Raw genomic sequence first — 16,815 nt, 5'->3', positions numbered from 1 at the left:
TGAACAGATGTATCTTCGGGTTGATTTTCCGGAGCAAGAGTCGCCAGCCCGTCCAATACATCACCTGTGTCAACATGCGGTTCGTCCGCTGGCGCAATCTCTGGCAACGAAGACAGCGCGTCCGCAACGGACGTGTCTTCGGGCGTCTCGTCTAGTGCCGCATCAGCAAGGTCTTTCAAAACGTAGGGCGCAGTATCGTCTTGGGTGTTGCCGTGGACCTCAGGAAGTGAAGCCAGAGCGTCTTCGACCGATCGATCCTCGGGCGCGTCCTCCGGAGCCAGGGCGCGTAGAGCGTCCAGTGTAGCGGCAGAAGCGTCCCCTGAGACCTGACTGTTAGCCAACGAACCCAGCAGGGCCGGATCGGCAAGGATCTTTTCGATCAACGCCTCAGCCCCGGCTTTGCCGTCCATATAGGCCATCAGAGTGGCAAGTTGTGTGCGGGCCTCAAGAAGCTTTTGCAAGGGTTCGATCTTGGCCGCGATCTGAGCGGGGTTGAAATCCTCCATCTTCTCGAAAGTCAGATCAACGCCCAGATTGCCTTCACCAGTCAGAGTGTTGGGCACCGAAAACTCGACCCTTGGGGCCATGGCTTTCATGCGATCATCGAAATTGTCGACGTCGATCTCAAGAAACTTCCGGTCTGAAACGGCGGGCGTTTCAGCTTTTGACTTGCCTGACAGATCGCTCATCACCCCCATGACAAAGGGCAATTGAACCTTCTTCTCAGCGCCATAGAGTTCGACATCATACTCGATCTGGACCCGAGGGGCCCGGTTTCGGGCGATGAATTTCTGGGAACTGTCAGCCATCGGTCTGACCTTTCAGCTCGGCCACTTCGCGGCGCAGGGCCCTGACCTCGACCAACAGTTCTTTGACATGATCATCCACAATATCGGTCTCGCTGCGAACCAGTTCGCGCAGGTGCGAGAACTCTTGGACCGATTCATCCTCAACGGCAGATTGCATTGTGTTCACAAGCAAACCGATGAACAGGTTGAGAACCGAAAAGGCAGTGATGACGATGAAGGGAACAAAAAAGATCCACGCGGTCGGGTGCGTTTCCATGACTGGGCGTACGATCCCCATGGACCAGCTTTCCAGCGTCATGATCTGGAACAGCGAGTAAAGCGACCGGCCCAACGTTCCGAACCACTCGGGGAAATCGGGGCCGTACATCAACGTCGCCATAACGGCAAAGACGTAGAACACGATCGAGATCATGATGATTACCGCGCCCATGCCCGGCAGCGCATCCAGCAAAGCCTGAACCACAGCGCGCATCTGCGGGATGACCGACAAAAGGCGCATAGCCCGGATCACGCGCAAGCCACGCAACGCGGACAGGCCATCACGGTTGGGCAACAGGCCCAGTGTCACGACAACAAGGTCAAAGATATTCCAGGCGTTTTTGAAGAAATCCAATCTATAGGCATAGAATTTCAACAAAAGCTCAGCGACAAAAACGCCAAGCACAAGGGTGTCAATGACCCGAAGCACATGACCCAGATTGGCCTGGATTGACGGAGAGGTCGACAGGCCCAGCGTGATGGCATTGAAAATGATCACGCCAAGGATCGTGTTGGTGACTGCCCTGCGCTCGACAAACTCGCGCACGGTGTCGCGGAGCGCTTCGCTCTTCTCGATACCGGTGTTCACCATTGCCTCCTGTCGTTCATTGCAGACCGGGCGTGGCTTGGCCCCGCCCGGTTCGATTTATGTCTTAGCCTACAACGTCACTGATTTCGTCGACCAGCGTGTATACGCCTTTGACCGAAGTCAGCATCGTCTTGGTCTCTTTCAGCACAGTCATCTTGTCCAGCTTCTTGAGCTTGTCGACAATCGTCGTGTCGTCCACCTTCAGACCGTTGCCTTCCATCAGAGCTTCCATTTCAGCCAGGAACTTCTGGCGCTCTTCCAGTTTGGCAGCCATGGCACTTGCTTCGCGCTTGACGGTCATGCACTCGGCGCCCAGCTTGATGCCTTCTTTCAGCGTTTTCTGCGATTTGGCAGCCTTCATCAGTTTGTCTGCCGCTTGGCCCAAGGAATCCACTTTCTGACGGGTCTTCGTCGTGTGTTCCCGGTACAACTTGCGCTTTTTATCCGAGTCCTTCTGGTAAGCCTGATAGCCCTTGATCGCGAAATCCATGATGTCCTTGGCGATGGCTTTGGGGTCGCGCCCCTTTGTCACTTCTTCGCCCATACCAACGGCTTTGGCGGTCAGCTTCTTGATCGCTTCCATCGGCTTTTTGACAGAAATTCCAGAGGTATCGGTAATCCCCTGCCGCTCGGCGGCCTGCATGATCGATGTTCCGCGCAGGGTGATGTATTTCTGGATAGCGCCGTACAAGTCCTTGCGAAGCTTTTCCTCGCCCTTCAGCTGCTGCTGAACTTCCTTGCCCAGCTCATAGACCTGTTTGACAATCGTCTTATAGGCCATCACATCGGCCCCAGACGTGGCCACCAGGCGGGTTACAGCAGTGCCGATCTTGATCACACCAGCCGTGACCTTCAGCGTGGTTTTGACCCGCGCCTCTTTCAGCAGTTTGTCTTTGTTGGCTTCAACCTTGATCTGCTTTTCGATTGCAACCTGCGCGGCGCCCTCGGCAGATTTCAACGCGTTCTTGATCATCACGTTGGTCGCCTGGATCATCTTCTCGGCCTCAGCCTGAGATTTCTGACCCGGCGTCTTCATCAGTTCGCCAACTTTTTTGTCAAGCTTGACGGCCTCTTCCGAAATGACCTTCTCATAGCGTTCCAGCTCTTTCATCCCGGTCGCTTCAAGACGCTTAAGCGTTGTCGACGGGACCGGGCCTTTGGCGGTGACATCGAATTTGACGTCAACGCGATAGCTGGGGATCTCAATATACTGCAGTTTGGGTTTCGACCGTATCAGATCGACAACGTAGAACTTGTGCGATGTAACTGTCGTCTTTGCCATGATAGAACCTTGTGTTTTCTAGTGTTTTCCTGCCCCCGGATATTTTGCACCGCGCGTGCTAGTCGCACGCGCGATGCCAGTGATTGCGTTAGCCGATTGCCTCTTCCAACTGATCTTTGCCTTCGGATGCGATGTCGTTGAACAGGCCCAAAGCCGTGTTGACTGTGTCCAGCGTGCTTGAGGCTTCCTTGAATCCGACGCCAGCATTCGCGCCGGCCAGGGTCAGATTGACGACTACAGGAAAGACCTTGTCGAAGATCTGCGCATATTTCGGGTTGGTCGAATTCAGCGCATCCAGCATCTTTTTGAGGTTGGGTGCGTTTTTGTCGGCGTTCGAGACACGCTCCATCATCGACGAACACCCATCCAAAGCCTTTTGCAGCGCTGCGCGGGCCTTTTTCAATTTGTCCAGATATTTCCCGGCCTTCTTGGCGTCGGCCTTCTTCATGGCCTTTTCAAGCTTGTCGCAATCAGCCAAGCCCTTGATGATGGCTTGAGACAGCTTGCGCCCGCCCACTTCAAGTCCGGCGACCTTGTTCTGCCAAAGCCCGTAATTCTTGTCGCATTTGGGCAGCGTTGCCAGGAAAGGCGCGTCGGTGCCCAGAATGCCTTTCAGAACCGAGGCACCCACTTCGGCACCACCCTGTACATTCTTTTTCGCTTCTCCTTCGGCGTTGCGATACCGTTTCAGCAGCGTGTCCAGATCGCTTTTCAGGGTCTTTTCGACCTTTTCCGCCTCTTGAGCGGTGTCTTTGATCTTGTCGGCCAGCTGCGCAACACCGCGCACCAAAGATACGATGCCCAGGGCCAAAGACGCCCCACCGGTTGCGGCGGCACCCGCAACCCCCACAGCACCGCCCACAACACCCAATGTGCCAAGCGCGATGTCAAAGCCGGTTTTGACCTTGTATTCCTTGTATTGCTGTTTGCGCTTTACAAAGGCTTGCCAGCGTTTCGCAGGGATTGCCTCGTAATGCTTCTTGGCACCGTTCATGATGGTCTTGAGCTTGTCCTCAAACCCCTTGATCAGCGCGGCCCGCTTTTTGGCGTCCGTTTCCTTTTTGCTCGCCGCATCCGTCGACATCAGCTCTTTGGCGATCAGCGCCACAAGCTTGTCGGTCACAGCATTGGCATCATCCACCATCTGCTGAGGCGTGACATAGTCGCCTTCGTCTTCCAGAACATCCAGAAGGTCTTCGTTCAGCTTCAGCTGGAACGCATAGCCTTTGAGATCCTTCAGCCAATCCGGCTTGAACTTCTTGGTTATCTCCTCGCCCAGATCCTTTTTCCAGATCACAACCGATTTGCCGACTTTCTGTTTTGGTGTGTCGGCTGGTGCCGATTTGGCGCGATCCTCGGCGTCCTTCTGCTTGGCCTTAAGCTCTTTCTCGGTCTTGTCGATGATCTTGGGATATTTCTTGAGAACCGTAACCGTGTCAGTATGTTTGGACCCGGCGGCTTTGACCGCCTCGGCAACCTTGCGCTTGACATCTGACAGCGCTTTCAGCGACTTCGCCCAGTCCATCTGATCCTCGGCGATCTGATAGGCTTTCAGCGCATCACCCAAGCCGGTTTTCTTCATCAGCTTGGGCTTGTTCTTTGACCACCATTTCTGGTCGAGTTCCGGTGTCATTGTCGGTTTCACAATAAGTCCCTTTCGGTTGCCAGACGCATCATGCGTTGTGGTCAATCAAACCCATAAGTGAACTCGCCGTCTGTGACATTGATCACGACTTTGCTAACTTCTTGCCCTTCCATCATTCTTTTTAAGAATTCGGCCGAGATGTCCGGCAACATGGTATTGGTAACGATGGCGTCGATCATGCGGCCACCGCTGTCGAGCTCCTGACAGCGATTCACGATCTCTTCTACAACAGCGTCGGTGTATTCGAACGGAACACCATGGGCCTGTTGCACGCGCTTCTTGATGCGGTTCAATTGCAGCTTGGTGATTTCGCCCAGCATATCGGGGCTGAGCGGGTAGTAAGGGATGGTCACCAGACGCCCCAGCAGCGCAGGTGGGAACACTTTGAGCATCGGGTCGCGCAGCGCCTTGGCCATGCCTTCGGGATCCGGCATCAGATCGGGGTCGGCGCACATATCCATGATCATCTCGGTCCCGACATTCGAGGTCAGCAGGATCAGCGTGTTCTTGAAATCGATCACGCGGCCTTCGCCGTCTTCCATGACACCCTTGTCGAAGACCTGGAAAAAGATCTCATGCACGTCGGGGTGGGCTTTTTCGACCTCGTCCAGCAGAACAACCGAATAGGGTTTGCGCCGCACCGCTTCGGTCAGCACGCCGCCTTCGCCATAGCCCACATATCCCGGAGGGGCGCCTTTCAGGCTGCTGACGGTGTGGGCCTCTTGGTATTCGGACATGTTGATGGTGATGACGTTCTGCTCACCGCCATACAGCACCTCGGCCAGGGCCAAAGCGGTTTCTGTTTTGCCGACACCGCTGGTCCCCGCCAGCATGAACACGCCAATGGGCTTGTTGGGATTGTCGAGCCCTGCGCGAGAGGTCTGAACGCGTTTTGCGATCATCTTCATTGCATGGTCCTGGCCGATCACGCGTTGCGCCAGACGGTCTTCCAGGTTCAGGATCGTCTCGATCTCGTCCTTGACCATGCGCCCGACCGGGATACCGGTCCAGTCGCCAACGACGCTGGCCACGGCCTGATGATCCACGATGGGCAGGATCAGGGGGCTGTCGCCCTGCAAGGTCTCAAGCTCTTCGTTCTTTGCCTTCAACTCGGCCAGCAACGCGTCGCGGTCGATGGGTTGGGCTTCGACTTCGGGGGCCTCTTCAGTTGCGGCTTCGCCTTCGGCTGTGCCGGTACCTTCAACCTCTTGCCCGCCTGCCCGCAGCTTAGCCCGCAGATCGAGGATATCCTCGACCACTTTCTTTTCGGCATCCCAACGGGCGGTGAGTTCTTCCAGCCGCACCTCTTCCGTCTTTTTCGCAGAGTTCACCGCATCGCGCCGGTCGGCGACGTCATAGCCTGCGGTCTCATCGCGTTCGATGATTTCCAACTCGGTGGTCAGCGCCTCGATCCGACGGCGGCTGTCGTCGACTTCGGCCGGAACTGCGTGTTGAGACACGGCAACCCGGGCGCAGGCGGTATCCAGCAAGCTGACCGATTTGTCGGGCAATTGCCGGGCTGGAATATAGCGCGCCGACAGGGTCACTGCGGCTTCGATGCCCTCATCCAGAACCTGAACGCGGTGATGTTTTTCCAGCATCGACGCGATGCCGCGCATCATCAGAACCGCCTTGGGGATATCGGGTTCCTCGACATGCACGACCTGGAAGCGCCGGGTCAGGGCCGGGTCTTTTTCGATGTATTTCTTATATTCGGCCCATGTGGTCGCGCCGATGGTGCGTAGTGTGCCGCGCGCCAGGGCCGGTTTCAGCAGGTTGGCGGCATCACCGGTACCAGCAGCACCTCCGGCGCCCACTAGCGTATGGGTTTCGTCTACAAACATCACGATGGGCGTCGGGCTGGCCTGAACCTCATCAATCACCTGACGCAGACGGTTTTCAAACTCGCCCTTCATGGACGCGCCGGCTTGCAAAAGGCCAACGTCCAGCACCAGCAGACGCACATCCTTCAGCGCGGGTGGTACGTCGCCGCGTGCAATACGCAGGGCAAAGCCTTCGACCACAGCCGTTTTGCCCACGCCCGCCTCACCGGTCAGGATCGGGTTGTTCTGGCGACGCCGCATCAGCACGTCGACTATCTGGCGTATTTCCTCGTCGCGTCCCACGATCGGGTCGATCTCGCCATTGCGGGCCTGCTCGGTCAGGTCGGTGCAGAACTGTTCAAGCGCTTCGCCCTTGCCCATTGCGCCGGGCGCCATTGCGCCGCTGGCCTCACCCGGTTCCGCGCCACCACCCACGTTCGAGCCATCCTGCGCACCCAAAGTATCCTCGGGCGAACCATCCGTGGCCACTCCGAAATTGTCGGCCAGATCATCGGCCCCGATCTTGGCCAGTTCCGGCGACATGCTGGCCAGAATGTTACGTAATGCAGGGGTCTTGAGCATCCCCAGGATCAGATACCCTGTGCGAACTTTGCTGTCGGAATAGAGCAGCGACCCCCAGACCCAGCCGCGCTCCATCGCGTCCATCAGATGATCGGACAGGTCCGAGATCGAAGACGCCCCGCGCGGCAGCATGTCCAAGCTGCGCGTCAGTTCCGAGGCAATCTTGCCCGGGTCCAGATCATAGTGCTGAATGATGCGGTGAATGTCGCTGTCCTGCCCGTTCAGGATCTGATGCAGCCAGTGCTGAACCTCGACATAAGGATTGCCCCTCATCTTGCAGAATACGGTCGCCCCTTCGATGGCCTGATAGCCCAGCTTGTTCAGTTTACCAAACAGCGAAACACGGCTGATTTCCGTCATCTTCAATACCTCTCACTATGGGCCGCTTCCTGGGCCTCGAATTCTTGCGTCGCGAAGGTGGGATACAGGATCAGATCATCTGCATCCTGCCCTGCCACATCCGGGTCGTCTCGGGTCTTTATCCAACTGGTGTGGCCCAATTGTGTTGTTCCACCCAGTGATGCGCGTGGGACCTCGTCGCCTGCCAGAACCAGATTGACCTCCCAATCCAGCGTGTCGCCGACATAGGTGCGCAGAATTGCTTCCATCCGGCGTTGGGACACGCCACCGGGCAGCAAGCGTTTGTAATCGCTCAGGGTCAGCGGCCCGATCCGCAGACGGAATTTGGCTGACCGGGACCAGACCCGGCTGCCGATGTTGGTCGACTGTCCAAGCCGTGCAGCCCCACCTAATTGCCAAGTGTCATCGGGTTCCAGCTCAAGCCATGAGCCGATGAATTGCTGCACATGCACCTCGACCCCAAAATAGTCGGATAGGATGGCGATCAGCCCCTCGACCGTTTTTGTACCCGAGCCCAGATGCCCGGAAAAAAACCGGCGCAGCATATCCGGCATCGCGTCGCGGTCAGAAAAATCAACCCCCTTGAACCCGGCCAACGCAGCGATGCGTTGCTCGAACGGGTCGTCGCCACGGTCAAAACTGGGGGCGGGTTCGGCTTCGGCCCAGGCGCGATAGAGCAAGCTCATCATGCGGTGGGTCAGCATATCCGCGAAGGCCACAAAGGTCGGGTCGCGGTGATTGCGCAGACGGTCGCGCGCAAACTCGGTTAGGTGCAGCGGCAAAGGGCCTTGCGGGCCAAAGAACCCAAAGAAAAGATTGCTGAGCTTGCCAGGTTCGGTAGCGGTTCCCGGCTCGAACTTCGTCAGGGTCGTGGGCGGAAACGCAAGTGACACATCCTGCCCAAGCCGCACGCGGTCTTCGCGCGGCCGTCGCGACTCGCCCAGGCGAGGTGCGTCGGTATAGTGCGCCTCGATAATGCGAAGCGCCTGAAAGACGTGGTGCCTTTCAGGATCAGCCGCCAGCGCGGCCAGCAGGCTCAGATGATCCTGCCCAGACCCGCCGCCGGTCGCCATCTGGCAATCTCTCCTCGTTTTTCTGTTTTAAGCACCGTTTCGGTGAAACTGTTGATGGTCGTGTATTTTCGGAAGAACCGTTCCAGCACGGCGCCCAGCACGTAAACACTGGTGCCCTCGTAAAAGCTCTCGTCAAAACCTAGCGAGATTTCGAGACCCCGTACCGCTGTGCTGAGAACCTCGTCGCTCATGCGGCGCACGATGGGGCGGCTAGTGACCGAGACCACGCCCTCCAGCTGCTTTTCGGTGACGCGATTGCCAAGGGGCGCGTAGATGCCCAACAGCTCACGCAGGGCGCCTGCCCCGCCTTCAGGACCATCACCGGCAATGGACAGATAATTCAGGCTCAGGTGGCTGATCAGTTTCCAGGCCGCGTCCCCTTGTGCAAGCGTTGCATGGGGTCGGGTTGGTGTCACTGGCGTACGTACCGCTTTGACCGGCCCGCCTTCGGGCAGATGAAACACGTCATCACCACCTGCAGCCAAAAGCAACGGCAGATCCCGGTTCGAACACAAAGCCTCGACCGCAAGCTGATCCAGAGACACCGGGTAAGGCGCCTGCGCACGGTCCACCAGAGTCAGATACACTTCGGAGCCTAAATATGAGGTCCGAACCCCACGCAGTCGTTCCTTTTCGTTCCGTTGCCGCATCCGGCGTTTGACGGTGTAATAGGCCAGGTGGTTGTCGCCCGCAGCGGTCAGATCGGTATCGCTGTAGAACGGTCGAAACGGAATATCGCCCTCTTCTTCCGACTGAATACCCGTCACTTTGCTGATCGAGTAGATCTCAAAATCCAGCCCTGCGGTTCTGTTGGGAACCACGTGATGTTGCGTATCCATCTGTGTGATGTGCACGCGGTCACAGCGCCGGTGAAACAGGTTGACTGCTGGTACGGCATTAAGCGTGAACGCAGCCGGTGTGACTGCCGGGGCCAAATCGCGCATGCCGTCTTGTAACAAGATGTAGATGTCTACATCTGTGCCGGCTGACTGGGTCAAAGCCACGTTTAAACCGGTCAGTTCGACGAACAGAAACCGCTCTGGCATGGCGAAATATTCCTGCAACAGCCGATAGCCATCGAAGGACTGGCGCGGTGTCGGCAGCAGGGCCTCATCCGCCTCGAACCCTTTGGGGATCACATCCGCATCATTCAACCGCACCGTCCAGTCGGCGCGGCGATCCGTCGAGCGGGCGGTCAGCCCAACACATTGCGTGCTGAGCACTTCGTGCAACGACCAGGCCTTGCCGCTTTGCGTATCCAGATGCAACACAAGACGGTCTAGGCCCAGTTCGGCCATCGGCTCGCCATCGGTGCGGTTCAGACGCAAGCGAATACCCGCACGCGCATTGGTTTCCTTGGCCACGCCGGCAGCAACCAGCTCTCCGCGCCCATCGATGTATTCCGCTTCGGTCACTTCAATAGGCCAGAGCGTCAGATCAGACGATGTCGTGAATTCACACGCGGTCTGCTCTCCTTCGGCCAATCGTGCGCGCAGCGTCGTGCCTCGCGGCATGGGATAGCCTTCCTTGAGCGCGGCATTGCCGATATCGGGCTCGAACTGAGCGATCATCATCGACGGTGTGGGCGCCAGATAATGTGGGTAGACGATTTCCAGCAGGTTCGACGTGAAGGTCGGGAACTGCATGTCCAGTTCCAGCTGAACACGCGCGGCCAGAAAAGCGCTGCCCTCGAGCAAACGTTCGACATATGGATCGACAACTTCGATCCCTTCCATGCCCAAGCGCGATGCGATTTTGGGATAGGCGCTGGCAAATTCCGCACCCATTTCGCGCAGAAAAGCCAGTTCGGTTTCGTAATGCTTGAGAAGCCGCGTATCCATTCTGCTTAGCTCCTCTCGATCGCCACTTCACCGGTCGTCACATCGACACGGCTGCGCAAATAAAGCTCAAGCGGCATCGGCTGCGCCCACATGACGGCGCGAATGTCGAACTCAACGTGCATTTCGCCGGACCGTTGTTTGGAACGAAGGTCAACGACTACGGAGCCTTTGACAATCCGCGGCTCGAACACTTCGATTGAATCGGCAATCGATTGCTGGATGCGTTGCGCCTGACGCATGGTGGAAAATGAGCCCGATGTTTCGCGAATCCCATAGTTCAGAACCGACTTGGCGGCGTGGGGATAGACATCTTCGTCGATCAGGTCGGACTGATCGGTCGTGTTTAGCAGCAGGGAAAGATCACGTTGGATGATCTCGCGTAGACGGCCAACGTCGATCACCCGCGCGTCGCGGCCTTCTTTCAGCTGATCCGGGGCATTGTCGGTCAACCGGTCAAGAAGCGAAGGTTGTAGTCTTTCGACAAGCGCCTTCTCAGCCATCTCCTGCCATTTCCCCGGACTCGGTGGTCACGTTCAGGACCAATTCGCGAACGTCCAACAGAGCGACATCTGACGTATCGGTCGTCAAAAGACGCTGTCCCAATCCAACAAAGGTCTCGGCCCCGGCATCGATCCAACTGGTCGCGCGCGCAAGGCGTGCGGCATCATCCCCTTGATCCGTTGTTCCAGCGTAACGCGTCGGGATCAGAGCCGCGACCTCGCCGCCGCTTGCGACGGTGAGTGTACACGCCGTCCAAACGGAATCTCGCAGATCGCTGGGTTCTTCGATTTCAAGCCGGGCGATCTGAGAAAACGGCAGCCAGAAATAGCGCCCGTTTACAATCACCTCCAAAACCGGCCCCAACCGCATATCGGCATCGGCGATCCATTCAAACGCTTCGCCATTCACAGTGCCCGACGTTGCAGGAGCCGCGTCAAAGGCTTTGGCCCGCAACTCGGCGGCCTGTTCGAAATGGCCACCTGCCGTCAGTTTCTGAGCTTCGATCAGATGAGCCAGCCATTCTTCGGGCTCACCAAAAATCATTGGGGTCTTCTCACCCGCAAAAACCTTTTTACGATAGACCTCGCAGATAATGGCCTCGCGATAGGTTTTGGCCATCATCGTGGCCTCTTCTTCCATTTCCGCGCTCAGTTTCAACTGCGTTATGGCGCGTTTCCAGTCGCCCATGACACAAAGCAGCTGAAACAGAAAAATCCGCAGCCTTGCATCTGCGGGGTTTGCGCGGATCTTGTCTTGCAGCGTTGAAAGCGTTGCGGTCAGATCGCCTGATTTAAGATGTTCTTCTGGCGTCATGAAACCCTCGCGCAGTCTGGAAGCAAAAAAGCAAAAGGGCCCCGGCGGCACCTGCCGCCAGAGCCATTTTCAGATCGGACCTTAGCTGACGTCGCCAGTCTCCAGATTCCACTTGAACTCGTTGCAGTCGCTGAGTTTGCCGGTTTTGAAATCGGCGATCTTGTATTTGACCGAGATGCCACGATACGCGACGGTCCAGGATTCCGACGGGATCGAATCTTCGCCACCCGAGACCGAGTAGCTGTCGACGATGGCGTCGCGCAGGGTGATGATCAGGTAAGGTTCCATACCCTTCTTTTCATCATCGCCCGCCCGGCACAGATGGATTGTCATCTCGCCGTTTGCTTTGCCCGAGGCAACATAGGTCATGATCTTTGCCGAAGCTTTGCTCAGCTCAGTGCTCAGTTCGACCTTGCCAAAATTTGCGTTCGCATAGCCGCGCTGGGTTGTGCCCATGTCGGACATATCCAGCGTCCGCTCGACGTTCCAGCTGATCTCTTTACACGCGATCCAGTCTGTGTGTGCTTTTTCCCGGGCCTCGCCAGGGAAGTCCATTTTGATGAATACGTTTTCCATTTTGGGTTCCTCTAGTATGTGTACCCTTGGTTTACCTGAGGGCTACATGGGCGGCAGTGAATTGCTTCACATGCCGCCATTTTTTTTCGCGAAATTATCCAGCTTTTTCAGATGGAAGTTTCGAAACAAGGCGCAGGGACACTGACAAGCCTTCAAGCTGATAGTGCGGACGCAGGAAGAACTTGGATGTGTAGTATCCAGGGTTTCCTTCAACGTCTTCCACAACAACCTCGGCAGAGGCCAGCGGCTTGCGCGCTTTTTCCGCTTCGGCCGAAATATCGGCGTTGAAATCCACGTACTGGTTGATCCAATCCTGCAGCCAGCTTTCCATATCCTGACGGCTTTTGAACGATCCGACTTTGTCGCGCACCATGCATTTCAGATAATGCGCAAAACGGCAGGTCGCGAACAGATAGGGCAAGCGCGCGGCCAGATTGGCGTTCGCGGTTGCATCGGGATCATCGTATTCTGCGGGCTTGTGCAAAGATTGCGCGCCGATGAACGTTGCCGAGTCGCTGTTCTTGCGGTGGATCAGAGGCATCATGCCATTTTTGGCCAGTTCCGCCTCGCGACGATCCGAAATCGCGATTTCGGTCGGGCATTTCATGTCGACACCGCCATCATCGGTCGGGAATGTATGCGCGGGCAGGCCTTCGACCGTACCGCCACTTTCCACTCCGCGAATGCGCGAGCACCAACCATATTCCTTGAAGGACCGGTTGATGTTCACCGCCATGCCGTAGGCCGCATTCACCCAGCTATAGCTGTCGCTGTTGGCACCGGTTGTATCTTCCTCAAACGCAAACTCTTCGACCGGTTCGGTCTTCGAACCGTAAGGCAAACGGCCTAGGAAGCGTGGCATCGCCAGACCTACATATTTGGAATCTTCGCTCTCGCGCAGCGACCGCCACGCGGCGTATTCCGGTGTCTGGAAGATCTTGGTCAGATCGCGCGGGTTGGCCAGTTCCGACCAGCTGTCCATCTGGAACAGGCTTGGCTTGGCCCCGGTGATCAAAGGAGCATGAGCTGCGGCCGCAATCTTCGACATCTCACCCAGCAGTTCGATGTCCTGCGGGCTGTGGTCGAAATGGTAATCTGCCACCAGCGAGCCGTAAGGTTCACCACCAAACTGGCCGAACTCTTCTTCGTAAAGCTTCTTGAAGATTGGCGATTGATCCCACGCGGTGCCTTTGAACTTGCGCAGGGTCTTGTGCATGTCTTTCTTCGAGATGTTCATCACGCGGATTTTCAGCATCTCGTCAGTTTCGGTGTTGTTCACCAGATAATGCAGACCACGCCACGCGCTTTCCATCTGTTGGAACTCTTCGTGGTGCAGGATCAGGTTGACCTGTTCGGTCAGCTTCTTGTCGATCTCGGCAATAATGCCTTCGATTGACCGCAGCGCGTCATCAGAGATCAGGCCAGCGTTGGCCAGAGCCTGTTCGGCCAGCGTTTTAACCGCGCTTTCAACGGCGGTTTTTGCCTGATCCGATTTCGGACGGAATTCCTTTTGCAGCAGCGCCTCGAATTCCGAGGATCCAAACGCTGTTGCGCCTTCGGCGGCTTCTACCTTGGCTTCTTCTTCGGCCATCTTTTAGTCCTCCTCGGCTTCATCGCCGCCCGGTTTGGGTTGGGCTGCCAGTGTTTTCAACAAGCTCGGGTCCTGCATGATCTTTGTAATCAGGTCTTCAGCACCGGTTTTGCCGTCCATGTAGGTCATCAGGTTGGACAATTGAGTGCGGGCATCCAGCAGCTCTTTCAGCGGCGCGACCTTTGCGGCTATCGCAGCAGGGCTGAAGTCATCCATGCTTTCAAAGGTGATATCGACCGCCAGGTTGCCTTCGCCGGTCAAGGTATTGGGCACGGTGAACGCGGCACGTGGGGCCATCGATTTCATCCGGTCATCGAAATTGTCGACGTCGATCTCAAGAAACTTGCGGTCGGCCACTGCGGGCTGTTCGACCTCGGACTTACCGGCCAGGTCGCTCATAACGCCCATGACAAAAGGCAACTGAACCTTTTTCTCAGCCCCATACAGTTCGACATCGTATTCGATTTGAACCCTCGGAGCCCTGTTACGGGCTATGAATTTTTGTGAACTGTCAGCCATCTGATGCTCCTCGATTCATGTGTCTGTGTTTGTTCTAAGTCCGCTGTCCCAGGGCATCTGGGGCGGTTCAATAATCGTCATCGTCTGATTTGAGGCCACCAATCTGACGGACCTCATCCAGACCTTCCTTGGCCATATCTTCGATAATCGTCAGGAAATCCGCGTTCACAAGCCGTTTGGCGCGCTCAAGCAGAATGGGCAGTGGGCTCGACGGTTCGCAGCGTGCGTAATAGTCCATGATGCGGTCCAGCATACGCGTGACATCCTCGGGCGAGTTGATCGCCCCGCCGCCCGACGGACCAGCAGCTGCCGGAGCTGCAGAAGAAACAGGCGCGTCGTCATCGCTATCGCTTGCGTCATCAAGCGCCACCTCGCCTACGTCAGCATAACGTGCCAACGCTTGTTGAATACTCTTCAACGCCTCGGTCAGCGGATCAAGACTTGGTCCTTCGCCAGGCGTTTTATCGGCAAAGATTGCATCGATAGCAGCGATATCTTCCAGCGCTGCGGCAGCAGCTTCGGCATTCGCAGCCAACACCTCGTCATCGGTGTCTTTGAAAGCCGCCGCAACACTGTTTTCGTCGGGTATCTCTTCCAGATCCGCAGGCATGTTGATCCGGCCATCAACCACGTCGAGATGGCGCAGTGTCATACGGCCAAACATGCGACTGTCTGTGATACCGGTGCGCCGCAAAGCGCGCACCATGCGGTCCGACGAGGACAACCCCTGAACCGCGTTTATGCGCATCGTGGCATCGCCATCGTCTTCATCAAGTTCGGGATGGCATGTGTCCCAGAACTCATCCAGCAGCGATCTCGCATAGCCAACTGCCGCGGCGAACGCTGGCAGACCTTTGGTGTGCAGAACGGCCTCGGCCAGATAAATGGCGGCACGCAAGTCATGGCTCTTGTCCATAACAGCCAGCGCCTTGTCTTCGACGTCGCTCCAGTCCTGCTCTTCTGCTGCGACGTTCTCGTCGCCCATCTGCCGCTCTTCACCGGGCTGTGCAGCGATTTCAAGATCCGTAAACGCTGGATCGTATTCCAGATTCTCTCCGCTTGGAGGTTCTTCACCTCTGGGTTCGAGATATGAGGATAGGTCCATTTTCTGTTATCACCCTATTGCCCGTTGGCCGCGTTTCGTTGTTGTTTATCGCCTACCGCAGTGCTCACGATCTTGTGTATGACCTAGTTCACATGATCATTAAACTCGCAAACTTTTCTACTATTTTCGCAGCTCGTGTTCTGAATCAGCCGCATCACCGGGCTAAAGTCAAACCTCTTAAATACGTTTTTTTTGCGGCATGGGCTCGGCGCTACACTGCTGAAATTCAATCGCGGCTTTCTGGTCACAGGCGCTTCGTGCATGTCTTGGAAAAAACTTCTTCCCGCGTTGAACCGAATGCTGCAATGATCAAGCCTGAATGCGTTTGGGCCTTATATTCTTGATCCTGACGCGATCTGACATCGGCTTTGCAGGGTCGATACATGACGGCGAAAAAGGGAAAAACATGAAAATACGCATACTTGGCGCAATTGCGCTGATGCTCGCACCGCTGGTTGTCGCAGCTGAAGAGGGGAAGCTGTCGATCGAGTTGAACAAGTTCGAACCTGGTGAGAGCAACGGATGTCGTGCGTATTTTCTGTTTCGAAATCGGACGGAGAACAGTTTTGAAGACTTTGAAATGTCGCTGGCTATCCTGGACAATGATGGTGTGATTGACCGGCTTCTTTCCATTGACGCCTCGCCGCTGCCTGTGCAGCGCACCGTGCTGAAACTGTTTGAAATCCCCGAGGTCAATTGCGCAGACATATCCGAAGTTCTGCTGCATGATCTGCCTGCTTGCAAGCCACAGAACGCTGAACCGATGGATTGCTTCCCACTGCTGACGCTTGGCAGCAAAACGACAGCTAATCTGGCGCAATAAACAATGTTTGGCTTTGAAAACTTGGGCACAGGTGGGCCCATCATTGCGGTTCTTGGTCTGCTGTCGTTGCTGTCGCTGACCCTTATCGTGGTCAAAACCCTGCAATTGGCGCCGGTGCGGTCGGGCGAAGCATCGCGGGATGCCGCCTTTGTACAATGGGCCAACGGGGATCGACAGCCCGCTCAGGCGGCAGTGGCAGCCGGCAAATCCCCTGCAGATCGCGTTTGCGCCTATGCAATGCAGGCCCTGATGGATGGGTTTAAGGGATCAGCGCTGATGGCTGAATTGACCCGACGCGGCAATCAGGAATTTGTTGCAATGAACACCTGGATCAGAGTGCTGGAGCTGATTGCGATGATCTCACCGCTTTTGGGCCTGCTGGGAACCGTGACCGGCATGATCCAATCTTTCCAACAGTTGGAACTGGCCCAGGGCGCCGCCAACGCGTCGGTCCTTGCGGGCGGTATCTGGCAGGCCTTGCTGACCACCGCCGCAGGGCTTTTGGTCGCCATTCCCGCAGCCATCGGCGCCTCGCTTTTGTCCGGGCGCGCCGAGGCCGGGGCGCAATCCATCGAAAACGCCATCGGCCAGTTGATGGTGATCGAGGAACGAGGCACGCCATAGG

Annotated in this window: 14 protein-coding genes and 1 pseudogene; 2 read left to right on the top strand and 13 right to left on the bottom strand. The window is 56.6% G+C overall.

What is annotated here, in order from left to right; translation table 11 throughout:
* Positions 1 to 329: 329 nt before the first annotated feature.
* The 13 genes and pseudogenes from tssB (GOV38_RS22370) to tssA form a co-directional block, all read right to left on the bottom strand.
* Positions 330 to 809: pseudogene (tssB, locus tag GOV38_RS22370) on the bottom strand (type VI secretion system contractile sheath small subunit); the annotation flags it as partial.
* Entirely contained in the window at positions 802 to 1,659 is an 858-nt protein-coding gene (locus GOV38_RS13080) for an ion transporter (RefSeq protein ID WP_171208218.1), read from the bottom strand. The pseudogene tssB (GOV38_RS22370) and the gene GOV38_RS13080, both read right to left, overlap by 8 nt.
* Before the next feature lie 61 nt (positions 1,660 to 1,720).
* A complete protein-coding gene (locus GOV38_RS13075; RefSeq protein ID WP_171103361.1) occupies positions 1,721 to 2,938 on the bottom strand; it encodes a hypothetical protein in 1,218 nt (405 codons plus the stop codon).
* A gap of 88 nt (positions 2,939 to 3,026) precedes the next feature.
* Positions 3,027 to 4,571 (bottom strand): hypothetical protein, encoded by a 1,545-nt coding sequence (locus GOV38_RS13070; protein ID WP_171208217.1) that lies wholly within the window; start codon positions 4,569 to 4,571, stop codon positions 3,027 to 3,029.
* A gap of 53 nt (positions 4,572 to 4,624) precedes the next feature.
* Positions 4,625 to 7,348 carry a type VI secretion system ATPase TssH gene (tssH, locus tag GOV38_RS13065; RefSeq protein ID WP_171208216.1) on the bottom strand — a complete coding sequence of 908 codons (2,724 nt, stop codon included), beginning with the start codon at positions 7,346 to 7,348 and terminating at the stop codon, positions 4,625 to 4,627.
* Positions 7,349 to 7,350: 2 nt separating this feature from the next.
* Positions 7,351 to 8,421 carry a type VI secretion system baseplate subunit TssG gene (tssG, locus tag GOV38_RS13060; protein ID WP_171208215.1) on the bottom strand — a complete coding sequence of 357 codons (1,071 nt, stop codon included), beginning with the start codon at positions 8,419 to 8,421 and terminating at the stop codon, positions 7,351 to 7,353.
* Positions 8,385 to 10,262, bottom strand: coding sequence for a type VI secretion system baseplate subunit TssF (tssF, locus tag GOV38_RS13055; protein ID WP_171208214.1), 1,878 nt, complete (start codon positions 10,260 to 10,262; stop codon positions 8,385 to 8,387). Before tssF ends, tssG begins: the two co-directional genes overlap by 37 nt.
* 5 nt (positions 10,263 to 10,267) lie before the next feature.
* Complete coding sequence (gene tssE, locus GOV38_RS13050; RefSeq protein ID WP_171103351.1) at positions 10,268 to 10,762, bottom strand: type VI secretion system baseplate subunit TssE; 495 nt, start codon at positions 10,760 to 10,762, stop codon at positions 10,268 to 10,270.
* Entirely contained in the window at positions 10,755 to 11,576 is an 822-nt protein-coding gene (locus tag GOV38_RS13045; RefSeq protein WP_171208213.1) for a type VI secretion system accessory protein TagJ, read from the bottom strand. Before GOV38_RS13045 ends, tssE begins: the two co-directional genes overlap by 8 nt.
* Positions 11,577 to 11,657: 81 nt before the next feature.
* On the bottom strand, positions 11,658 to 12,152 hold the full coding sequence (locus GOV38_RS13040; RefSeq protein ID WP_171103347.1) for a type VI secretion system tube protein Hcp: 495 nt from the start codon (positions 12,150 to 12,152) through the stop codon (positions 11,658 to 11,660).
* Between the two features lie 94 nt (positions 12,153 to 12,246).
* Positions 12,247 to 13,743, bottom strand: a complete 1,497-nt coding sequence (gene tssC / locus GOV38_RS13035) for a type VI secretion system contractile sheath large subunit (RefSeq protein WP_171103344.1) — start codon at positions 13,741 to 13,743, stop codon at positions 12,247 to 12,249.
* 3 nt (positions 13,744 to 13,746) lie between these two features.
* Entirely contained in the window at positions 13,747 to 14,262 is a 516-nt protein-coding gene (tssB, locus tag GOV38_RS13030; protein ID WP_171103342.1) for a type VI secretion system contractile sheath small subunit, read from the bottom strand.
* A gap of 67 nt (positions 14,263 to 14,329) precedes the next feature.
* Positions 14,330 to 15,367, bottom strand: a complete 1,038-nt coding sequence (gene tssA / locus GOV38_RS13025) for a type VI secretion system protein TssA (protein ID WP_171213012.1) — start codon at positions 15,365 to 15,367, stop codon at positions 14,330 to 14,332.
* A gap of 406 nt (positions 15,368 to 15,773) precedes the next feature.
* Between tssA and GOV38_RS13020 the strand changes: the two genes are divergently transcribed.
* A complete protein-coding gene (locus GOV38_RS13020) occupies positions 15,774 to 16,190 on the top strand; it encodes a hypothetical protein (RefSeq protein ID WP_171133015.1) in 417 nt (138 codons plus the stop codon).
* Positions 16,191 to 16,193: 3 nt separating this feature from the next.
* On the top strand, positions 16,194 to 16,814 hold the full coding sequence (locus tag GOV38_RS13015) for a MotA/TolQ/ExbB proton channel family protein (protein WP_171103331.1): 621 nt from the start codon (positions 16,194 to 16,196) through the stop codon (positions 16,812 to 16,814).
* The last annotated feature ends 1 nt before the right edge of the window (position 16,815 follow it).

Source organism: Ruegeria sp. HKCCA5839 (assembly GCF_013035585.1).
Taxonomy (GTDB): Bacteria; Pseudomonadota; Alphaproteobacteria; order Rhodobacterales; family Rhodobacteraceae; genus Ruegeria.
This window is presented reverse-complemented; position numbering and strand designations above follow the sequence as displayed.